General features: G+C 56.0%; 17 protein-coding genes. 10 read left to right on the forward strand and 7 right to left on the reverse strand.

Going from position 1 to position 20,038, the window contains the following annotated elements; translation table 11 throughout:
* Position 1 precedes the first annotated feature (1 nt).
* From ACMXYJ_RS16680 to ACMXYJ_RS16695, 4 genes are all read left to right on the forward strand, one after another.
* Positions 2-1,375 (forward strand): parallel beta-helix domain-containing protein, encoded by a 1,374-nt coding sequence (locus ACMXYJ_RS16680; protein WP_415756040.1) that lies wholly within the window; start codon positions 2-4, stop codon positions 1,373-1,375.
* Between the two features lie 292 nt (positions 1,376-1,667).
* Positions 1,668-3,521 carry a DUF1302 domain-containing protein gene (locus ACMXYJ_RS16685; RefSeq protein ID WP_415756041.1) on the forward strand — a complete coding sequence of 618 codons (1,854 nt, stop codon included), beginning with the start codon at positions 1,668-1,670 and terminating at the stop codon, positions 3,519-3,521.
* An 18-nt stretch (positions 3,522-3,539) separates the two neighbouring features.
* Positions 3,540-4,892 (forward strand): DUF1329 domain-containing protein, encoded by a 1,353-nt coding sequence (locus ACMXYJ_RS16690; protein ID WP_415756042.1) that lies wholly within the window; start codon positions 3,540-3,542, stop codon positions 4,890-4,892.
* A 127-nt stretch (positions 4,893-5,019) separates the two neighbouring features.
* Entirely contained in the window at positions 5,020-5,823 is an 804-nt protein-coding gene (locus ACMXYJ_RS16695) for an SDR family oxidoreductase (protein ID WP_415756043.1), read from the forward strand.
* Between the two features lie 173 nt (positions 5,824-5,996).
* Here ACMXYJ_RS16695 and ACMXYJ_RS16700 read toward each other — a convergent pair whose 3' ends face one another.
* Positions 5,997-7,799, reverse strand: coding sequence for a hypothetical protein (locus ACMXYJ_RS16700; RefSeq protein ID WP_415756044.1), 1,803 nt, complete (start codon positions 7,797-7,799; stop codon positions 5,997-5,999).
* A 500-nt stretch (positions 7,800-8,299) separates the two neighbouring features.
* Here ACMXYJ_RS16700 and ACMXYJ_RS16705 point away from each other — a divergent pair, with 500 nt between their 5' ends.
* From ACMXYJ_RS16705 to ACMXYJ_RS16725, 5 genes are all read left to right on the forward strand, one after another.
* A complete protein-coding gene (locus ACMXYJ_RS16705; RefSeq protein WP_415756045.1) occupies positions 8,300-10,039 on the forward strand; it encodes a type I secretion system permease/ATPase in 1,740 nt (579 codons plus the stop codon).
* Positions 10,040-10,052: 13 nt separating this feature from the next.
* A complete protein-coding gene (locus ACMXYJ_RS16710) occupies positions 10,053-11,375 on the forward strand; it encodes an HlyD family type I secretion periplasmic adaptor subunit (RefSeq protein WP_415756046.1) in 1,323 nt (440 codons plus the stop codon).
* Positions 11,376-11,407: 32 nt separating this feature from the next.
* On the forward strand, positions 11,408-12,784 hold the full coding sequence (locus tag ACMXYJ_RS16715; RefSeq protein WP_415760745.1) for a TolC family outer membrane protein: 1,377 nt from the start codon (positions 11,408-11,410) through the stop codon (positions 12,782-12,784).
* A gap of 179 nt (positions 12,785-12,963) precedes the next feature.
* Positions 12,964-14,394, forward strand: a complete 1,431-nt coding sequence (locus tag ACMXYJ_RS16720) for a coniferyl aldehyde dehydrogenase (RefSeq protein ID WP_415756047.1) — start codon at positions 12,964-12,966, stop codon at positions 14,392-14,394.
* Positions 14,391-15,056 (forward strand): polysaccharide lyase family 7 protein, encoded by a 666-nt coding sequence (locus ACMXYJ_RS16725; RefSeq protein WP_415756048.1) that lies wholly within the window; start codon positions 14,391-14,393, stop codon positions 15,054-15,056. The genes ACMXYJ_RS16720 and ACMXYJ_RS16725 overlap by 4 nt, the downstream gene beginning before the upstream one ends.
* A gap of 604 nt (positions 15,057-15,660) precedes the next feature.
* Here ACMXYJ_RS16725 and ACMXYJ_RS16730 read toward each other — a convergent pair.
* The gene (locus ACMXYJ_RS16730) at positions 15,661-15,870 is read right to left on the reverse strand and encodes a hypothetical protein (protein ID WP_415756049.1); all 210 of its coding nucleotides are present in this window, start codon (positions 15,868-15,870) and stop codon (positions 15,661-15,663) included.
* 159 nt (positions 15,871-16,029) lie between these two features.
* On the reverse strand, positions 16,030-16,866 hold the full coding sequence (locus tag ACMXYJ_RS16735) for an NmrA family transcriptional regulator (RefSeq protein WP_415756050.1): 837 nt from the start codon (positions 16,864-16,866) through the stop codon (positions 16,030-16,032).
* A gap of 169 nt (positions 16,867-17,035) precedes the next feature.
* Between ACMXYJ_RS16735 and ACMXYJ_RS16740 the strand changes: the two genes are divergently transcribed.
* Positions 17,036-17,722 carry a TetR/AcrR family transcriptional regulator gene (locus tag ACMXYJ_RS16740; protein WP_415756051.1) on the forward strand — a complete coding sequence of 229 codons (687 nt, stop codon included), beginning with the start codon at positions 17,036-17,038 and terminating at the stop codon, positions 17,720-17,722.
* On the opposite strand, the gene ACMXYJ_RS16745 is transcribed toward ACMXYJ_RS16740, so the two are convergent.
* From ACMXYJ_RS16745 to ACMXYJ_RS16760, 4 genes are all read right to left on the reverse strand, one after another.
* Complete coding sequence (locus ACMXYJ_RS16745; protein ID WP_415756052.1) at positions 17,719-18,003, reverse strand: hypothetical protein; 285 nt, start codon at positions 18,001-18,003, stop codon at positions 17,719-17,721. The genes ACMXYJ_RS16740 and ACMXYJ_RS16745 overlap by 4 nt on opposite strands.
* Before the next feature lie 309 nt (positions 18,004-18,312).
* Entirely contained in the window at positions 18,313-18,543 is a 231-nt protein-coding gene (locus ACMXYJ_RS16750; protein WP_010460746.1) for a hypothetical protein, read from the reverse strand.
* Positions 18,544-18,670: 127 nt separating this feature from the next.
* Positions 18,671-18,892, reverse strand: a complete 222-nt coding sequence (locus ACMXYJ_RS16755) for a hypothetical protein (protein ID WP_415756053.1) — start codon at positions 18,890-18,892, stop codon at positions 18,671-18,673.
* A 72-nt stretch (positions 18,893-18,964) separates the two neighbouring features.
* Positions 18,965-20,005 carry a DNA topoisomerase IB gene (locus ACMXYJ_RS16760; protein ID WP_415756054.1) on the reverse strand — a complete coding sequence of 347 codons (1,041 nt, stop codon included), beginning with the start codon at positions 20,003-20,005 and terminating at the stop codon, positions 18,965-18,967.
* Between the last annotated feature and the right edge of the window lie 33 nt (positions 20,006-20,038).

Below are 20,038 nucleotides of genomic sequence, written 5' to 3' on the forward strand. Positions count from 1 at the left end.
GATGAAAAAACTTACTTGCCTGGTCGCATTGTTCGCAGCCTACAGCCTGAGTACCACTGTGGCAGCAGCGGAATTGACAGTGAAGGCGGGGCAGAGCATTCAGGATTCGGTGAAGAAGGCCAAGGATGGCGACACGATCCTCGTTGAACCGGGGGTCTATACCGAATCCATCTACATTGATAAGCAGAACATCACGCTTAAAAGTACCCGTAAGGGCGAGGCGGTACTGGACGGGGAGAACAAGCGCAATGACGGCATCATCGCCTCCGGCCACGGGGTGGTGATCGATGGGTTCATGGTCAAGGGTTACAAGGGCAATGCGATCATGACCCAAGGCTCCAACAACTTTAAGATCATCAACAACGAAGTATCCGGCGCGTTCTACGCCATCTTCCCTCAGTTCGGCAAGAACGGACTTGTGCAGGGAAACGAAGTGTATGGCTGTGAAGACGCGGGCATTTATGTGGGCATGAGTGACAACATCAACGTCCTCGACAACGTGGCCCACGGCAACGTGATGGGGCTGGAGTTCGAGAATACCCGCAACGCGCTGATGGCTGGCAACAAGGTGTACAACAACACTGCCGGGATCATGCTTTCGCTGATTCCTGGCCTGCCGGTGAAAGACTCGCAGTACGTGGTGATTCGCGATAACGAGGTCTACGACAACAACCTCAAGAACTTTGCCCCTGCCAGTTCCATCGCGGCGGGCGTCCCCTCGGGGCTTGGCATACTGGTGGTCGGTTATGACGATGCGACGATTGAAAACAACCTGATCAAGGACAATCAGGGCATCGGCATCTTCGTCGTGGATAACGTCACGTTCGGTATGGCGGATGACCCGAAGGTCGATCCGTATCCGGACAATGCTCGAATCATGAAAAACACCTTCGTCAACAACGGAGAGAAGCCTGAAGGACTCCTGGCCGACTTCATTGCACCAGCCGGGCGGGTGGGCTTTGAAGTGGTATCGACCGGCAAGGGTAAAGGCCATTGCTCGGTCAAGCAGGAGGGGGTCGACATGCTCGGGACCAATCGCTGGGGCGTGTGCGATAGCAGCATGAGCAAGGCGGACTACAAAACGGCGATGCTCGACAAGCCGGCCCCCAGTGAGCCTTTTTCTGCCGAGCAACGTGGTCGTCTGACTTACCTGGCCGTGTGTACCGGGTGCCACACTTACTCAAGCGTGCTGCACGGCCCATCGATTCAGTCGATCCAGGCCATGTACGGTAAGGATGTGAACGCCCTGGCGAAGTTCATCGCCAACCCGGTGCGCAAACGCACCGACTTTGCAGAGATGCCGCCTCAGGCCTACCTGGGGGATGAAACGATCAAGGCCATCTCGCATTACATCTTGAACGACGTCAATCAGTGAGGCGGCTTCGTTCGCTGAGCATACGAGTCTATTGACCCTATCGGCTGATAGCGACTCATGAGAGCCCGCGATCACTTTTGAAAGGCGGTGTTGAACTTTGGTTCGACACCGCCTTTTTGCTTTTTCCCGTCTGTGCTTTACGCCCCCGCGCACCTCTTTTCCACATTGGCGTGTCAAGCCGATTTCCTGGCACGGGATGTCGAGTAATGCGGTGGGCATCTTACCGATACTCGATGTTCCTGGAGTCAATGCACCAGGGCCTCAATAACAATAAATAGTGGAGTTAACGCCCGTGTATCTACTCTGCAAGAAGAGGTGTCTGGCCGTAGCCACATTAGCCGCTACCACGCTGGCCCCCCTGACAATCGCCATCCCTGCTCATGCAGCAGAATTTACGCTGGGGGACATTACAGGCAATGCGCGGGGCAGCATCGCGACGGGTGCCATCTGGAGCGCGGAGAAGCCCGAATCCAGTTTTATCAACCAGGGCAATGCGACCAGCATCGGCCTGGGTGGCGGTTATAACCCGAACAATGCCGCGACCATCGACGACAGCCGACTGAACTTTCGCAAGAAGCGCCAGTTGGTCAGTTCGCCTACCACCTTGCTGGGCGAGCTGGAACTTAAATATCAAAACTATGGGGCATTCCTGCGTGGGAAGGCCTGGTACGACTACACCCTGGAGAACAAGGACGTCGACTTCGGCCATGCCTCCAATGGCTATCGCCAGAACAGCAAGCTGGACGACAGCCACTTCGACGAACTGGCCAAGTTTCAAGGGCTGGCGCTGCTGGATGCCTATGTCTACGGCGACTTTACCTTGGGCGAAAAACCGCTGCATCTGCGAGCTGGGCGTCAGGTGATCAGCTGGGGGGAGGGGTTGTTTTTCCAGAGCGGGATCAATGAGATCAACCCGTTCGATGTGGCGGCTTTGGTGCGCCCTGGGTCGCAACTCAAAGAAGCCTACCTGCCGACTAACATGCTGTATGGCAACTTCGGGGTCACCGACAATCTGACCCTGGAAGCGTTCTACAAACTGGAGTGGCGCAAGACCGTCTTGCCGGGTTGCGGTACCTTCTACGCAGCGAATGATTTCATCCAGGATGGCTGCGATGGCCTGACGGTACTGAACGATGTCAATGCAGCATTTGGAGGGGAGTCCAACGACGGCTCCGCTTTCAGTAATGACGTCTACATTCACCGCGCGAAGGATGACGAAGCACGTGACGGCGGTCAGTTCGGCGTTGCAGCACGCTATTACATCGAGTCGATTGGCACTGAGATAGGCGCTTATGCGATGAACCTGCATTCGACCATTCCATTTGCGTCGGCGCAGCTGTTCGGTTCCAACTTCAGTGGCGACTTCTCCGGGCCTGACGCTTCTCGCTATTTCGCAACGTACCCGGAAGACATCCGTATTTTCGGCCTGAGTTTTAACACCAACATATTGGGTACCTCAGTTTTCGGAGAGTACAGCTATCGACCCAATCAACCGGTCGGGCTCTATGCCGGCGACTTCCTGCCGGCGGTCCTCGATCCGGTTGCCGTTTCCGGTGGCTTCAACTTGCCGCTGGCCAATGATGTTCTGGCCGCTGCTCCCGGCAGCAATTTCAAAGGCTACGACCGACTGAAAACCTCACAGTTGTCGTTGGGCTTTATCAAGAGCTATCAGCAGGTCTTGGGCGCGGACAGTTTGAACCTGGTCGGTGAAGCCGCGTTCAAGTACATCCACAACCTGCCGGATACCGATGCCCGTCGTTACGGCAACGTCGACAACTACGGCAGCGATTTCAACGCCGAACAGGGCTGTCAAACGGCGGTGCTGCAGCAGTACCAGAAGTACGCGTGCTCCGGAGAAGGCTTCGTCAGCAAGTTCGCCTGGGGCTACCGGATCAATGCCGAACTCTCCTACTTGAATGCCGTGGCCGGGGTCAACCTGACGCCGTATGTCTCCTTCGGTCATGACGTCAAGGGTTGGTCCCATGACGGTGAGCTGGTTGAAGACCGCCTGCGCGGAACAGTCGGCCTGCGCGCCGATTACGCCAAAAAATACACGGTCGATCTGTCGTGGTCGGGCAGTGGCAATACCCGCTATGCCCTCACGGATCGTGACTTCGTCGCCCTCAGTGCGCGAATGGGCTTCTAAAAGATAGAGGAAACAATGATGAACAATACCCTCGTCAGAAGCGCGATGCTCTTCGGACTCATGACACTCGGATGCAACCTGGCCCATGCGAAGTTGAATGCCGAGGAGACGGCCCGTCTGGGCAAGGACCTTACGCCGACCGGTGCAGAGAAGGCTGGCAACGCCAGTGGCACCATCCCCGCCTGGGAGGGCGGCCTCACGACAATCCCGGCGGGCTACAAGCCCGAAGCAGGGTACGCCGACCCCTTCGCCAGCGAGAAGCCCCTTTTTACCGTCACGTCGGCCAACGTCGGGCAGTATGCCGCCGTGCTCAGTGACGGCTACAAAGCCCTGATCAAACAGTACCCCGGCTACAAGATGAATGTTTACCCAAGCCACCGGACCCTGGCGTTACCCGCCGAGGAGTACAGCCGGATCGCAAAGGAGGCGCCCAATGTCGAGTTGGTACCGGGTGGTGCGGGGATGGTCAATTACGGCAGCACCAGTGTTCCGTTCCCGATTCCCAAGGACGGTCTGGAAGCGATGTGGAACCATATCGTGCGTTACCGTGCAGGTGGCACTCTGCGTTACTACAGCCAATTGATCGTACAGAGCAGCGGCAGCTTTTCGGCGGTGCATACCGAGGCTCGCCAGGCCATGGCCAGCGGCTTGAGCAATCCTGAGCCGAACCGTTTGTTTTACTACCTCGACATGGTCACCGGCCCGGAGAGCCTTGCGGGTTTGCAGACACTGGTCCACGAGCCGCTGGACCAGGTCAAGGAAGGGCGCCTGGCCTGGCAATACAACCCTGGCCAGCGCCGCGTGCTTCGAGCCCCGGAAGTCGCCTATGACACACCGGAGCTCAGCGCCGATGGCCTGCGGACCAACGACAGCGTTGATATGTACAACGGCGCCCCCGACAAGTACGACTGGAAGTTGATCGGCAAGAAGGAAATGCTCGTTTCGTACAACAACTACAAGCTCAATGACCGGAGCCTGAAGTATTCGCAAATCGTCGGCAAAGAACACATGAATCAGGATCTGGTGCGCTATGAGCCACATCGGGTCTGGGTGGTCGAGGCGACCTTGAAACCGGGCGCGCGCCACATCTATGCCAAGCGCCGTTTCTACCTCGACGAAGACAGCTGGAACATCGTGCAGGAGGACCTTTACGACGGGCGCGGCGAATTGTGGCGCGTGCTGGAGGCCCATACCTTGCAGCGCTACGACGTCGCTGTGAACTTTCCCTCAAGTGATGTGGGTTACGACTTGCAGGCCCGGCGCTACCTCGTCAACGGCGTCGAGAATGAAGAGAAGGCGCCCAGCCAGTTTGGCTGGAAAGGCAACCTGCGAGAGTTCAGCCCATCGGCATTGCGCCGGTCTGGTCGCTAGGTTTCTTCTCCCCGATGTCGAGCGTGAAAGGGTTCACCTTGCGCGCTCATTCCTTTGAAGCCGGCAGCGTCTGGCACCCTCCGGTGCCACGGCTGTTGTCGCAACAAGATTTAGCGAGAGACAGACCATGAGCAAGATTGTACTGGTGACCGGGGCATCATCCGGTTTGGGACAGGCGATAGCCGAGCGTTTGGCAGCACAGGGACATACTGTATTTGGCACCACTCGATTGCCTAAAGGCGATGTGGGCAAGGTTCGGATGATTGCGCTGGATGTGACCGACGATTTCTCGGTGACCAGGGCGATCAACCAAGTGATCGCCGCTGCAGGTCGAATCGACGTATTGATCAACAATGCGGGTGTCGGCATCTGTGGCGCTGTCGAAGACACGGGGCTGGACGAAGTCCGTCGGCAGATGGAAACCAATTTCTTCGGGACCGTGCGGACCATTCACGCCGTCATACCGCATATGCGTGCGCAAGGTGCGGGCCGCATCATCAACGTCAGTTCGCTGGCAGGCCTTGTCAGCTTGCCATTCCAGGCCTACTACAGTGCCAGCAAGTTCGCGCTTGAGGCCTTGAACGAAGCGCTGCGCATGGAGCTGTCGGGAACCGGCATCGATTCCACCAATATCAATCCTGGGGATTTCAGGACGGGGTTCACTGCCGCGCGAGTGTTCACCCGTCAGGCCCTTTCCGGGCCCAATGCTACGCAGCTGACCACCACGGTGGGGATGTATGAGCGCGATGAGAACAAAGGGGCAGACCCGGCATTGGTCGCGGAACTCGCCGCACGTCTTGTGGTTCAGCGCAAAGTGAGTGTTCGCTACTCCGTAGGGCGATTCGACCAGCGCTTGATGGTATTGGTTAAACGCGCCATACCCGCCTGGGTTTTCGAGCGAATGATGAAGGTCGTTTACGCAATCAAGTGATGTCTTCTCGGTGAACGTGGCTGGCAAAGTGGCAAGTAGACGCCAACTATGGAAACCATAAAACTCTTTGAACTATTGGCAACAAACATGATGACTTGGGGGATGCCAAATATATAAACCCTGCAAGTGCGAACTTGCAGGATTTAGTTTAGGTCAGTCCGCCAGTCTTGTTTTCAAGCAATAACGTGGTTGCTAAAGATAATACCGTTGGAGAAGCTCACGTCGCTCAACGACTCGATGCCTGATAGTTCGATCTCTATAGTGTTGCTGGTGGCACCACCCACAGCATTACCTACTGCGTTCTTTTCCATGACGACCGTTATGACCTTGGAGTCGTAGCTGTCCTGTGTGAAGAATACTTCCAGCGAGTGGGTGTCGCTGCCAGTGAAGTGGCCTGTACCATCAATGGCGTTGTTGGTGTTCAGTGTGTAGCCTTCTCCCACGTATATCGCGTCACCCTTATTGAAATTGGCGATGTAATATGTGCTCCTTTCGAGGCCGGCGTCAGCAGCCGAGTAATATAGGTCTGTGGTGTCGGTGCTCTTGTCAGCCAGGTCTTTGACAAAGGAGGGCAGCGCGACATCCGTCGCGGCTTCCAGCGCCAGGTGAGTGCTTTCAAGTAATTGTGCCTGGGTAACCAGCACATCGGCAGCTTGTGTGTTAGTCAGAGTGTTGTCAGCGTCGGCTTTGTCAGCAAAGGCTGTTTTATAAGCGTCACCCGCAGCGCCGGTGATGGCTGAGGCGGCAGTCTCTTCGGCACCTTGCGCAATCGCTTTGGCATAGTCAGTCGCGGCAAGTGCTTTCAGCTTGCTGAAGTCAGCTGCGCCGTCAACACCCAGGAATGTGCCGAATGCATCGGTTATGGCAGTAATTTGAGCGCTAGTAGCCTCAGGATTGGTCAGGCTCTTGTAAAGGGTTGTTGCGCTATCAATGAAGGTGCCGGCGGCTTCATTGGCGTGTACCAGTTCAAGCCCTGTACTCCCTTCTGCGACAGTGAAATCAGCCTGAACCTTGCCGGTTACCACATTTACTGTCTCCGGAGCGGCGGCAATCAAGTCATTGTTGGCTTTGACCGCATTTTCGTAATCAATTGCCAATGCCACATGGCCAACGGTACCGGCCTCGAGGGTGTAGGCCTGGCGAGCCTCAGCCAATTCCGATGCTTGCGCCCCAGCATTTATTTGCAGCTCTGCGGTCGTGCTGCCGCTGATTGCATCACGCAGTAGCTCGGCATTGGTGATGGACTGGTCAACGCCTTCATAGTCCGGCCAGCCAAGGGCCTCCAGCTCTGCCGGGGCCTCCAGTTTCTGATTGAAGGCGACTACCGCTTTATTTAAATCCACCAGCTCGGTGACTGCGCTGGCTTCAAATGCAGACAGCGCTGCTTCTGCGTTGGCTTCGGCCTTGATAGCCGCAACGCCCGCCGGGATGGCGATACCTGCCAGGCTGCCGTCTTCCAGTTTATCCAGGGCGTCATCAACAGACGCGGTCGTACCGTCAACACCGTCCAGAACTGTCGTCGAGTCTGCCAGGGTGTAGTTCGTGCCGACGGCAGCCGTATAGGCCTGCGCTACGAAAACCTTGTTGGCAATGACTTGTGCGTCGGCAGCGGTTGCGCCGTTTGCGAATGTGGTGAGCAACTGATCAGCAGGGATGGCTGCCCCCGCCCCCGAAGTCCAGTAGTCAAGGTCGGTGGTATCTGGCGAGCGATTGAACAGGTTGTTGTACATCTTGATAACCGTATCGGACCGAGACAGGCCACCGTAAGCATCAGAATACTCGGGCCGTTCGTTAATGAGCTTTGTGCCGAGGCTCTCCAGTGTCAGGGTAGGCGTTTCGGCGTTCAGCTCCGACATCCAGTAATCCAGACCGGCTTTATCAGCGGCGTGACCAAGGTATACGACATACAGCTGTTGAACTTGTGCGGAAGTAGATGTCATTACGTTTTTATCTCCAATATGCGTCAATATCGACATCCGGCACTCGATACCGGTTGAGTGTAGAAAGTTATTTCAAATTTCTGACGGATAAGCTGCAACTGTCGGCTCATAATACCTTTCAAAACAATATTGGCCGTGTGAATTCTTGTTAATTTATTCCTGGGCTGTTCGATAATCGGATTTCGCTCTGAGAGGCAGTTGCATATTTGTTATATGTGGGTGCGACTGGACCGGCAAATACGACATAAGTTCATCTCTAATTATATTTATTTTGCCTTGTGCGCAAGTGTAGTCAACCATTAGACTATTTTTGCCGATTGATTGGACTTTAAAATCATAGGTCAATATTAATTGTTGCATGATAATGCGCTGCCCGTCTGGCCTTGTTAATAAACGAGGGTTATGGTGGTTCAGCGTAGTTGTTTCTTTGCGGTTATTTTAGACCTATTGCGTTGCTCTATTTCCTGAATTCTGCGCCTGTGGCGTGGGCGAAATATGCGCACACTTTTTCGTACCCTCCTGGCAGTTTCGAGACTATGCGCAGCACACATGAAAACAGCTTGCAGACTGCATTGAGTGTGTGCCGGAGCAGTTTCTTATCGGTTGGCTTCTTCAGCTTTTTTATCAACGCGCTGATGCTGGTACCGACCTTTTACATGCTCCAGGTATACGGGCGGGTAGTGACCGGCGGCAGCCTGTCGACGCTGTCCATGTTGACCCTCATCATGACGGTTCTGGTGCTGACCATGGGATCGCTGGAATGGGTCCGCTCACGCATCATGGTACGGGTCAGCACCCGGCTGGATGTGTTACTCAACCGCCATGTCTATAAGGCCGGCTTCAAACGGGCCCTGGAAAGCGGCGGTATGGATGCATCTGCCCAGTCGCTGAGCGACTTGACCGGTTTGCGACAGTTTCTGACTGGCAACGGTCTTCTCGCTTTTTTCGACGCGCCATGGCTGCCGATTTATGTGGGTGTGATGTTTCTGTTTCACCCTTGGTATGGCTGGACCGCGCTGGGCTGTGCCGTGATTTTGCTGTTGCTGGCCTTTATCAACGAACAGGCGACTGGCAGGACGCTGGCTCAGGCCAACAAGGAAAACAGTGCGGCGACGTTGGACACCACCAAGAACCTGCGCAATGCCGAAGTCATTGAATCCATGGGTATGCTCGGCAGCCTCATGGACCGCTGGAGCCTGCGCCACGCACGCGTGCTGATTCTGCAATCGAGAGCCAGTGACAGGGGAGGGTTAGTCAGTGCCATTTCGAAAACCTTCCGCATGCTGGCCCAGTCGCTGATCCTTGGACTTGGCGCCTTTCTGGCGGTCAACCATGAAATCAGCCCAGGCCTGGTGATCGCCGGCTCTGTGCTGTTGGGCCGTGCCCTGGCACCGATAGATTTGATCATTGGCAGTTGGAAGGGTTTTGTCACCGCTCGTTCGCAATACGCCAGGCTCAACGCCATTCTGGACAAGCTGCACGTCGAACCGGAGCGGATGTCCTTGCCGGTGCCTCAAGGTCATGTGCAGGTGGAGAACCTGGTCGTGGCGGCGCCAGGTTCGAAAACGCCGATTATCCTCGGTATCAGCTTTGGTGCACCGGCCGGTTCCGTGGTGGGGATCATCGGCCCGAGCGCTTCGGGTAAATCCACCCTGGCCAGGGCATTAATGGGGGTATGGGTTCCACAGCACGGCGTTGTGCGGCTGGACGGTGCCGATATCAGCCACTGGGACAAGCACGAACTGGGTCCGCATATGGGCTATCTGCCGCAGGACATCGAACTGTTCGAAGGCACCATCAGCGAGAACATTGCGCGCTTTGCCGATGTCGATTCCGAGAAAGTCGTGCATGCCGCCAGGATGGCTGGCGTGCATGAAATGATCCTGCTGTTGCCCCAGGGCTACGACACCGTCATTGGCAGCGAAGGCATCAACCTGTCCGGTGGCCAGCGTCAGCGGGTGGGTCTGGCCCGGGCGATCTACGGCACTCCGCGGCTGATCCTGCTGGACGAACCCAATTCCAATCTCGACGAAGTCGGTGAGCGCGCGCTGACATCAGCCATCCAGACGCTCAAGCTGACAGGGGCGACCATTTTTGTCATCACTCACCGCACCACCATTCTCGCGCAGCTTGATCGCATTTTGGTGATGAGCGCAGGAGGGGTAAGCATGTACGGGCCCCGCGATCAAGTGATGGCAGAACTCGACGCGCAGCAACTGGCGGCTCGACAAAAAACAACTCAGGTTGCGACAGGTACGTCTGCGGCCAGTGTCTGAAAGGAAGATTTCGATGACACGTACAGCAGCAACTGCAGCCGATCGCTTCGCCGATTTGCCAACATCCGACCACGCAACGCGCCGCCTGGGATTTGCCATCGTCTTCGTGACGTTCGGTGTGTTCGGAACCTGGGCGGCATTCGCACCCCTCGATGGTGCGGCGTATGCGCCAGGGGTCGTCACCGTGCAGACCTACCGCAAAACGGTGCAGCACCTGGAGGGCGGTATCGTCAAAGAGGTGCTGGTACACGATGGTGACAGGGTGACTAAAGGCCAACCGCTGATTGTGCTGGATGAGGCACAGCTTAGGTCCGAATACGAGATGAATCACAATCAGCTGATCGCCGCAAAAGCGATGGAAACCCGCCTGATTGCCGAACGTGACGACACCACCTCAATCAACTTCGACGCGATGGAAGATGCCGATTCCATGCGTGGCGTTGAAGCGCGCGTGGGTGAAAAACACGTGTTCAACGCCCGTCGTGCTTCACGTCTGGGCCAGATCTCGGTGCTGCAAGAGCGCATCGGCCAACTGAACCAGCAGATCAAAGGCACTGACGCAATGATCGCGACAAAGAACAACCTGAAAAAATCCTACAGCGGCGAAATCGGCGACCTGAACGAATTGCTGGCTCAAGGCTTCGTCGATAAACAGCGTCTGTTGGAGCAAGAGCGCAAGCTGGACATGCTGCGGTCGGAAGTCGCAGACCACAATTCCACCAACATCAAGACTCGTCTGCAAATCAACGAAACACAACTGCAGGTCCTGCAGGTCGATAAGGATTTCAACTCCGAAGTGGTCAAGCAGTTGTCCGAAGTCCAGACTAAAAACTACGACCTGCAGGAGAGCACGTCAGCCCTTGCCGATCGATTGAGTCGCATCATTATCCGCGCGCCGGACGATGGCATGGTCATTGGCATGACCGTGCACACGGTCGGCGGTGTCGTTGCTCAAGCCAGACCGTTGCTGGACATCGTGCCTTCGGTCTCCGATCTGATAGTCGAAGCTCAGGTGGCGCCGCAAGACATCAATCGTATCGCCATTGGCAAACTAGCCGACATCCGTTTCAGCGCGTTCAACAGTGCCACCACTCCGGTCGTCGAAGGCCTGGTCACCGGTATTTCCGGTGACCGCCTGATCAACGAGAAAACCGGCGAGCCTTATTACCTGGCGCGGATAAGCGTGACCCCTGAGGGCGTACACACATTGGCTGACCGCAAGTTGTTGGCCGGTATGCCGGCTGATGTGCTGATCAATACCGGTGAGCGCACGATGCTGCAGTACCTGATGCAACCTGCACGCGATGTTGTTTCCCAATCGATGATTGAGGAATGACGGTGCGCCTGTTGCCATGCCTGATCCTGGGGATGCTGGTGCAACCCGTTCACGCTGGCGAGCCGAAAACGGCCGAGCCTTCGACGCCCCGGCCGGCGCCGGACAGCATCAGTGCCAAGGACTATTCGGCAGATCTGATGCAACTCTACCGTGAGTCGCGCCTGGAGGACCCTAGGGTCCTGGCCTCATATTCGCGCGCCCAGTCCAGCAAAGAGCAACAGCGAGAAGCCTTTGGCGGTCTATTGCCGCAGATTTCGGCCAATGCCGGTACCAACCGCATCAGGCAGACCAACGAACTCACCGACCAGGTTTACAACAGCGAGAATTACAGCCTCAACTTGACCCAGGCCCTCTATAACAAGGCGGCCTGGGAGAATTACCAGAAATTCAAAAGCCTGGCCCGACAGTCCGGTGACGAATCTAGGGACGCCCAGGCCGAAGCCACTGTCGATCTTGCGCAGCGCTATTTCGCGGCCCTGGCTGCTGACGATGAACTTGAACTGGTCCAGGTCGAACGCCGGGCCACGCAGAAAAATCTCGACCGGGTCAAAGCCTTGTACGAGAAACGTCTGGCGATGATTACCGACAAGCTCGACCTCCAGGCTCGGGTCGACTTGCTAGCGGCGCAAGAGGTGGATGCAAGCAATCAAGTGCGGGTAACCCGTGCCGCGTTGTCGGAAATCATCGGGCGCCCGGTGAAAGAAAAACTCCGCCGCGTGCGTGATGACGTGCAGTTGCGGGTGTCGGCTCAAAGCCTGGACAGTTGGGTGCGGTTGGCGGTAGAGGAGAGCCCGCAGTTGCAGGCCAGTCAACATGCTGTAGAAGCCGCCGGTGCCGCGTTGCGCGCGGGCAAGGGCGGGCACTACCCGACTGTCAGTTTGAATTTAAGCGCTCAAAACTCCAACGAAGGCTACAACAATGCCCTGGCGCCCAAGACTGACAGCTACGTTGCCGGCATTGGCGTGCAGGTTCCGATCTACAGCGGCGGCTCCACCTCGGCACGTGTGCGTGGTCTTTATCAGGATCAAATCACTGCTGAACAGCAATGGGAAGCCACTCGCCGTCAGGTGGTCAAGGAAACGACAAATGCTTATTTGACCGCAGACTCAAGCGTCGAAAAGATAAGCGCCAACCGAAATGCCCTGGCGTCAGCCGAACAGTCCAGTGTTGCGGCTCAAAAAGCGTTCTCCTATGGCGTGGTGAATGCCGTGGATGTATTGACCAGCGTACAAAACGAATTCAAGGCTCGCCGTGACCTGCTCAAGACTCAATACGACTTTATAACCAACCTGTTAATTCTTAATCGTTGGGCCGGCAAGCTGTCCGAAGACAGCGTCGAGAGCGTCAATGTGTGGTTGAGCAGTAATGGCAAAGCCGATCCGGCCCTTGATCGGAGCAGCTCTCAATAAAGTCCAGTCCCACCGAATCCGCTCGGCATCGCTGCCCGTTGGCCCTACGCATCTACAAAAACACCTTGCAGCCAGATTGGCGTGGACTGCCAAAATCTCTGTCACCCAGTGTCAAGCAGCGCACCAGCCTGAGGCGGTAGCCTCCCAATCTGCATTATTCAGAAACAAGGGTTTTCTATATGGTTGCGCAACAAGAACATCTGGATTGCTCGCCCCAGCAAGTTGAGCAGATGCGTGAGGTTTTCGTTCGTCAGCAAGCGGCTTTCAGGTCCGATCCGATGCTCTCCGCGGAACACCGAATCACGTTACTGAAAACGCTGCGCAGAATGATAGTCCAGGAAAAATCCGCGTTGGTTGACGCCATCCGCGTCGATTTCGGTAATCGCTCAGCTGACGAAACCATAGTGGCGGAGATCCTCCCTTCACTGCATAACATCGACTACACAGTGAAGCGTTTACGCCGCTGGATGAAGCCTTCAAGACGCTCTGTAGGGATGCTTTTCCAACCGGCATCGGCACGGGTGGTCTATCAACCTTTGGGTGTAGTGGGTGTGATTGTTCCCTGGAACTACCCATTATTCCTGGCCATCGGTCCTCTCGTCAGCGCCCTCGCAGCCGGAAATCGAGTGATGCTAAAGCTCAGCGAGGCGACGCCTGTTACATCGCAGTTGCTTAAAACGCTGTTGGGCCAGTTGTTTTCCGAGGAGATGATCTCGGTCTCACTGGGGTCGGCCGAGGTAGGCGTAGCGTTCTCCCAGCAGCCGTTTGACCATCTGCTATTCACTGGCGCGACCTCAGTAGGACGATACGTCATGCGCGCCGCCGCAGAGAATCTCACGCCAGTGACTCTGGAGCTTGGTGGAAAGTCGCCCGCTATCATCTCCTTCACGGTGCCAATGGCGCAGGCTGCCGAACGCATTGCATTTGGTAAAGCCATGAACGCGGGGCAGACCTGTGTCGCCCCTGACTACGTCCTCGTACCGCGATCGAGACTCGACGATTTCACAATGGCTTACCGGGAAGCAATACAGCGTTTATTCCCCAAGCTTGAGGACAATCCAGACTATACGAGCATCATCAATGATCGTCAGATAAAGCGACTCGCCACCTACATCCTCGATGCGGAACAGAAGGGCGCTCAGATTATTCCGTTGTTCCCGGCTCTCCAGGAGAGACGGTTACCACACACGCTCATTTTGAATCCCAGCGACGACATGGACGTAATGCGCGAGGAAATATTCGGCCCACTCCTGCCCGTTGTGACCTATGAACGGATTGAAGAGGCTTTGCACTACGTAACAGAGAGACCCCGGCCACTGGCTCTCTACTATTTTGGCCATGACAGAAAGGAGCAGGAGCGAGTGCTTTACCAGACACACTCAGGCGGTGTGTGCCTGAACGACACGCTTATGCATGTGGCGCAGGACGACTTGCCTTTTGGTGGTGTCGGGCAGTCAGGTATGGGGCACTACCACGGGCACGAAGGTTTCCTTACGTTCAGCCATGCAAAAAGTGTATTCAGCAAAGGCGGAATCAACTCTGCGAGACTGATATATCCACCCTATGGGAAAACCATTCAGAAAATTATCTACTGGCTGTACCTGCGATGATTGACCTAGCAACATGGAATTTGACCATTCCTGTCGGAACACCTTCCAAGGTTATTGATACCCCGCGTTTGGTAGGCGGTTATTCGGATCGTTACTTTCGATCCGGCAACACGCTTTTTTTCTGGTCGCCGGTGACGGGGTCTACCACCTCCAAGTCAGAGTTTCCGCGTAGCGAACTACGTGAGACGTTTAATGATGGACGTTTACGCAACTGGACGTATCCGGAAGGCGACAATGCGCTGAAAGCTACATTGGCCATCAACCAGATGCCTTCTTCCGGCAGGGTCGTCATTGGGCAAATCCATATTTACCAGGGCAAAGGTCCGTTGCTGAAGGTCGAGTACCTGTATGACGCAGCTAAGAAAAAGGGCGAAGTTGTCGCCAAATATCGGCTAAAGCCTGGCAGCGACGACACTGCGATCATCATCGCCAAGGATATTGCCCTCAACGAGCGGTTCTCTTACAACGTGAATTTGAGTTCCGCAGGTTATCTGCAAGTCAGCGCCGAAAACTACAGTTGGGGCAAACAACTGAGTTCGAGCTGGAAGAACAAAAAGCTGTACTTCAAGGCGGGCGTCTATACCCAAGACAACACCGGCTATAACGATGAAGGCGCTAAGGCGACGTTCTATAAACTAGATGTTGGCCATCAGAAGAAATGAGCAGCGCTCGTGATTGCTGCCCATCACCACAGGTAGCTTTGGGTCGCCTACAGGTGGTTCTGAATTGGGGGAGGGCGCGACTGTCGGTGGGGGCGATTCTCGAGCTGAACCTGCGTGTCTGATGCTGTCAGGTTAATGATATTCTCCAATTGGATATGAGCGGAACCCAATAGCGTTGCCTGGAATCACTCATTCTTTGCTCTTGATGCACTCTATAAACAAGTCCAGAATTGAGTCCATTCCTGCTTCAGGAATGAAAGAAAACCCTTATATTTCAATGGGTCGGACGCTAGATGCGAGTCTCGTTTCCCGCTCCAAATGTTGCTCCATGGAGGTTTGACTGAATTCTACGAGGAACGAAAAAACGATCGGGATATTTTCGTCTACTCGGTGCCTCACCGCGTTCCAGTCGTACCATTGGAAGCCCCGTGAGGGTACACATAGAGGTACAAAAATTTTCGACTTTAAAAATTTCCTTTATTTTCAGCGACAAAGAGAAAGGTTCGATTCCGGCTTCGGCACCATCTAAAATCAAGGGTTTGCGGGCGAAAGCTGATGCAAACCCTTGTTTGTTTCTGGCTTGCTGTTTTTTAGCCTGCGGCAGTTATTGATCCCGGCCGCTAGCCCCTGGACCAGCGCCGCGTCGATTTTCGCCAGCAGGGTTGCCGGTATCGACAAGCCGTCTCTCGACCAAAACATTTTGAAGGGCCTGGCGGGCGTCGGGGTCCAGCTGGTCCTCTCTCTCCTTGAGTTCAAGCAAGATTGGGCTGGACCAGGTGCGATAGGTTTGCTCGGTCTTACGAATTGATGTCATCTGTCCCCTCCTTGATGAGTGCCCGCCAACATCATCGGCGCAATTTTGGTTCGATAGAACCCTAGTCGAGAAATCTGTTTGCCGCCAAAAATGGCAGGATGCCAGCGGGCACCTCGCTGGTGCCGTTATTGGGTTCGTGATGGAATGCAATACTCGATTTCATCCCTCATTTTCCCAGACGCCCGTAGCAGCCGTGCGCCGAACATAGTCGGAAAAATCCCGCGCCGGCCGACCCAGCGCACGCTGCACGCCATCGGCAACCGGTGCATTACGGCCATCAAGCACGGTGGTGAAGAGATACAGCACCAGGTCGATCAATTGTGCAGGAAGTTCTTCCTGTTCCAGCGCCTGACGGTAAGCCTGCGGTGGCACTGCGGTGAAACGGATTTCGCGTTTTGTCGCACGGGCGATTTCATCGACGGCTTCGGCAAATGTCAGCGCTCGTGGGCCCGTCAGTTCATAGAGTTGGCCAGAGTGTTCTGGTTTGGTCAGTGCCTCGACCGCGATCTCGGCGATGTCTTCTGCGTCGATGAAGGGCTCTGCGATAGGACCGACGGGGAGGGCCAGTTCCCCTTGAAGGATAGGTCCCAGGAAGTGCGCCTCGCTGAAATTCTGGAAGAACCAGCTGGCCCGCAGAATTGTCCAGTCGACTCCGCTGTTCTGGATGACGCGTTCGGCCTGTTCTGCTTCGACCTCGCCGCGACCCGATAGCAGCACCAGCGTGCTGACACCGCTTTTGACCGCCTGATCGGTGAATGACTGAACCGTTTCCAGCGCGCCGGGGACGGCGAGGTCTGGTTGAAAGGAGAGGTAGACCGCGTGAATGCCATCAAGCGCCGCTTCCCAGGTAGCTCGATCTTCCCAGTCGAAGGGTGGGGTCGCCGCACGGGAACCCAGGCGGACAGGCAGGCCCGCAGTTTCCAGTCGTTGGGCAATTCGCCGACCGGTTTTGCCAGTCGCGCCAAGAATCAGGATGTTCTCTTGAGTGGTTTTCATCGCGTTCATCTCCATTGGGCTAATGTGAGTGATGCTCACGTTTAAAAGATGATAAACCCTCACGTTATGCCGTCAACTGACAGAACCCTGGAAACCGACGTATGGCAGCTGCCTGTTGAGCGGTGCTAAGGTGAGCCTATGTCATGTTTATTGAACGGGAAGTGCACCCATGCCCAAGAAAATTCCTGAGGTGCTTGAGCCCCTTGTTTCAGAGCCGACTCGGCGCAACCCCACGCAACAACGCAGTCGAGAGCGGCAGGAGCGAATCCTGGCCGTGGCGACTCAACTGATCGCGACCAAGGGCAGCGATCAATTAAAAATGAGTGAAATTGCCGAGCATTCAGAGATATCGATCGGATCGCTTTATCAATACTTTCCCGACAAGAGTTCGGTGATTCGGATGCTCGCCGAGCGCTATAACGCCGAAAGCCGTCGCTGTATCGAAGAGGCGTTGGGTGCTGTCGAGGACGCGCAAGGATTGCAAGCAGCCTATTCGGAGCTGCTCGATCAGTATTACGAGATCGTTTTTGCTACACCGGCGATGCGTGATATCTGGTCCGGGATGCAGGCGGACAAACAGCTCATGGTGTTGGAACTGCAGGAAAGTCGTATCGCGGGCGGGTTATTGGCTGATGCGATGCTTCGGGTATTCCCCGACAGCGATGCGTTGCGCGTTCGGGAATCCGCGTTTCTGATCTGGCATCTGGGGGAGGCGACCATGCGGCTGGCAATCACCTGTGCACCCGAGGAGGGGCGTGGTCTGGTCGAAGCCTTCAAGCGCATGTCGTTGCTGGAAATCATGGCGCCAGCGGCCGGATCGAGTGACCTCGATTCAGCCGCCGAAGCTGTCAGTTAAACGAAAGGTTGACCGGTAAAACCACGAGGCAATCGTTGCAATCCATCCATGGCAGTGAGCCGTTCGACCCAAGCCGCGCGCCAGTCATTGGCGGTGTGCGTAACTTTGGCTTTGCGTGCGGCGCGGCGTGCAGCGTTGCGCTGGTCTTTGCGCGCATCCTTGAACGCGTCGGTGTTGCGGCAGCTTCTGCATTTCACCCGGGTAAGTTCGCTGGTTGAAACGAGCTTGCTGCCTTTGTGACCGCAGGCCAGATGCCCGCCGACTTTGAAGTGAGTAACCATCAGACGCCTCCTTCGTGACGTGTGATCGTTTGACCTCCAGCGTACGGTGACGTTCGTTACCTGCGTAATGGGCAAAAAAAAGGCCCGCATGCGGGCGGGCCAGGGGGATTCTTCAAAGGAGTCCGGTCACTGTAGGGCGTGAGTTGTGAACGCAGTGTGAAATAGACTGCACCGCAATAAAAAAGCCCAGCGTCAGGCTGGGTTGGGGATGTAGCAGGAAGCGCTCAGGCAAGGACGCACCCGGTGACGATAAGGTCGCCGTTTATGCGTCCTGAATCAGGCCGTGTCCTTGAGGATGTCCAGATCGAATCATCTGAACCGCGGCAGGGGCGGGTCAACAGGTTTGAGCGACGACAGCGTATTGCGAATCAGTGGCGCGTCCTTCTCGATGTCGTTCAGACGATCACGGATTCTGAGGGCCGTCGGGTGCCCGCCTTGATGATCGACCCAGTCGGCGATTTCCTTGCATGCCGCTGCCAGGCGAGCCTGACGGGAGTCGAGCAGGGTGAGCAAAGTGGTGATGGACTCTTTTTCGGACATGGCAAACACCTCCGTTCAAGAAACCTTTAATTGGCAGCAAAAAGCCCGCGGGGGAGCGAGCTGTCTGCCGATGGGGTCGCTAATCCTTCAGCTTTTTTCAGTATAGACCCGTGAAAGGCCGGTGGCATCAGCCTTCTCGGACCGTCACTTGCGACCTGGCATTCAGCTGCCGGCATTCACGCCGGGCGTCTTCTTCATGATCGAAACCGTCACCGATGAAGCCACGGGTTCGAGTATCGGCGATGCGATACCAGACGGTGGCATCGGGTGGTGGATGGTTGGCATCTCCGGTTCGGCGGCCATAGATGATGATCTTGTTGCAACGCTTCACAACGAAAATGTCTTCCATGGCGTCACCACAGCTAATTCAGGTTCACAACAACTATAGAAGCCATTTGCGATCGTGCAAAAAATAGACAGGTCAGTTCGTCGCCTCAGCCATTGCTACCCTCATCTCCAAAAACACTGCCAGCCCGACTTCCTCTGCCCTGAGCCCTTTACGCGCTCGTGGTCTGGGCAGCTCAGCCAACGCCCCCAAAAGAAAACCATCGAGCACCGCCGGGTGGATGTAGCACTTGCGGCAGACTGCCGGGGTGTTACCCAACTGTTTGGCAACGTTCTTGACCATCTCCACCACATGCCGCTTGGCATCCGACTCAGGCTCCCACTGCAGTTCACGCAAAACCGCCAACGCCAATGCGCTGCCGGCCCAGGTTCGGTAATCCTTGGCAGTGAAATCGGCACCGGTGAGGGTTTGCAGGTAGGCGTTGACGTCGGAGGAACTGACGGTGTGCCGCTCACCGTTTTCATCCAGGTACTGAAACAGGTTTTGCCCGGGAATTTCCAGGCAACGTTTGATGATCCGCGCCAGGCGTCGGTCTTTCACGGTGATCTGGTGCTCGACGCCGCTCTTGCCACGGAACTGGAACAGGATCGCGTTGCCGTTGACCTCGACGTGACGGTTGCGCAGGGTGGTCAGGCCATAGGAACGGTTGTCCCGAGCGTACTGGGTGTTGCCGACCCGGATCAGCGTCGCGTCGAGCAAGGTGATCACCGTGGCCATGACTTTGTCGCGACTGAAGCCGGGAGCCGCCAGCAGTGCTTCAAGCTGTTTGCGCAGTTTTGGCAGGGCCAGGCCGAAGTCTCGCAAACGCGAGTATTTGTCGGCATCGCGCACTTCTCGCCAGCGCGGGTGATAGCGGTATTGTTTGCGACCTCGGGCATCACGACCGGTAGCTTGCAGATGGCCGCGCGGGTCGGCACAGATCCACACATCGGCGTAGGCCGGGGGCACGGCGAGGGCATTGATGCGTTTGATCTCGTCTTGATCGGTGATGCGCTGACCCGCAGGGTCGTAATAGCAGAACTTGCCGCGCAGTTTTTTGCGGGTGATACCGGGCTGGGTGTCATCGACGTAGTGCAGGTCGGATGGCAGCACATCGGGCAGCGCGATATCAGGCATGGCGGTAGTCCTTGGCAGTGGATCAGGGGCCGT

Origin of the sequence: Pseudomonas arabinosi (genome assembly GCF_047758675.1) — a bacterium.
GTDB classification, from domain to species: Bacteria; Pseudomonadota; Gammaproteobacteria; order Pseudomonadales; family Pseudomonadaceae; genus Aquipseudomonas; species Aquipseudomonas arabinosi.

Excerpts from the sequence above, each read along its gene's own strand:
- ACMXYJ_RS16680 (WP_415756040.1), top strand. The coding sequence starts at position 2 with ATGAAAAAACTTACTTGCCTGGTCGCATTGTTCGCAGCCTACAGCCTG.
- ACMXYJ_RS16690 (WP_415756042.1), top strand. The coding sequence starts at position 3,540 with ATGAACAATACCCTCGTCAGAAGCGCGATGCTCTTCGGACTCATGACA.
- ACMXYJ_RS16695 (WP_415756043.1), top strand. The coding sequence starts at position 5,020 with ATGAGCAAGATTGTACTGGTGACCGGGGCATCATCCGGTTTGGGACAG.
- ACMXYJ_RS16700 (WP_415756044.1), bottom strand. The coding sequence starts at position 7,799 with ATGTCGATATTGACGCATATTGGAGATAAAAACGTAATGACATCTACT.
- ACMXYJ_RS16705 (WP_415756045.1), top strand. The coding sequence starts at position 8,300 with ATGCGCAGCACACATGAAAACAGCTTGCAGACTGCATTGAGTGTGTGC.
- ACMXYJ_RS16710 (WP_415756046.1), top strand. The coding sequence starts at position 10,053 with ATGACACGTACAGCAGCAACTGCAGCCGATCGCTTCGCCGATTTGCCA.
- ACMXYJ_RS16715 (WP_415760745.1), top strand. The coding sequence starts at position 11,408 with ATGCTGGTGCAACCCGTTCACGCTGGCGAGCCGAAAACGGCCGAGCCT.
- ACMXYJ_RS16720 (WP_415756047.1), top strand. The coding sequence starts at position 12,964 with ATGGTTGCGCAACAAGAACATCTGGATTGCTCGCCCCAGCAAGTTGAG.
- ACMXYJ_RS16725 (WP_415756048.1), top strand. The coding sequence starts at position 14,391 with ATGATTGACCTAGCAACATGGAATTTGACCATTCCTGTCGGAACACCT.
- ACMXYJ_RS16730 (WP_415756049.1), bottom strand. The coding sequence starts at position 15,870 with ATGACATCAATTCGTAAGACCGAGCAAACCTATCGCACCTGGTCCAGC.
- ACMXYJ_RS16735 (WP_415756050.1), bottom strand. The coding sequence starts at position 16,866 with ATGAAAACCACTCAAGAGAACATCCTGATTCTTGGCGCGACTGGCAAA.
- ACMXYJ_RS16740 (WP_415756051.1), top strand. The coding sequence starts at position 17,036 with ATGCCCAAGAAAATTCCTGAGGTGCTTGAGCCCCTTGTTTCAGAGCCG.
- ACMXYJ_RS16745 (WP_415756052.1), bottom strand. The coding sequence starts at position 18,003 with ATGGTTACTCACTTCAAAGTCGGCGGGCATCTGGCCTGCGGTCACAAA.
- ACMXYJ_RS16750 (WP_010460746.1), bottom strand. The coding sequence starts at position 18,543 with ATGTCCGAAAAAGAGTCCATCACCACTTTGCTCACCCTGCTCGACTCC.
- ACMXYJ_RS16755 (WP_415756053.1), bottom strand. The coding sequence starts at position 18,892 with ATGGAAGACATTTTCGTTGTGAAGCGTTGCAACAAGATCATCATCTAT.
- ACMXYJ_RS16760 (WP_415756054.1), bottom strand. The coding sequence starts at position 20,005 with ATGCCTGATATCGCGCTGCCCGATGTGCTGCCATCCGACCTGCACTAC.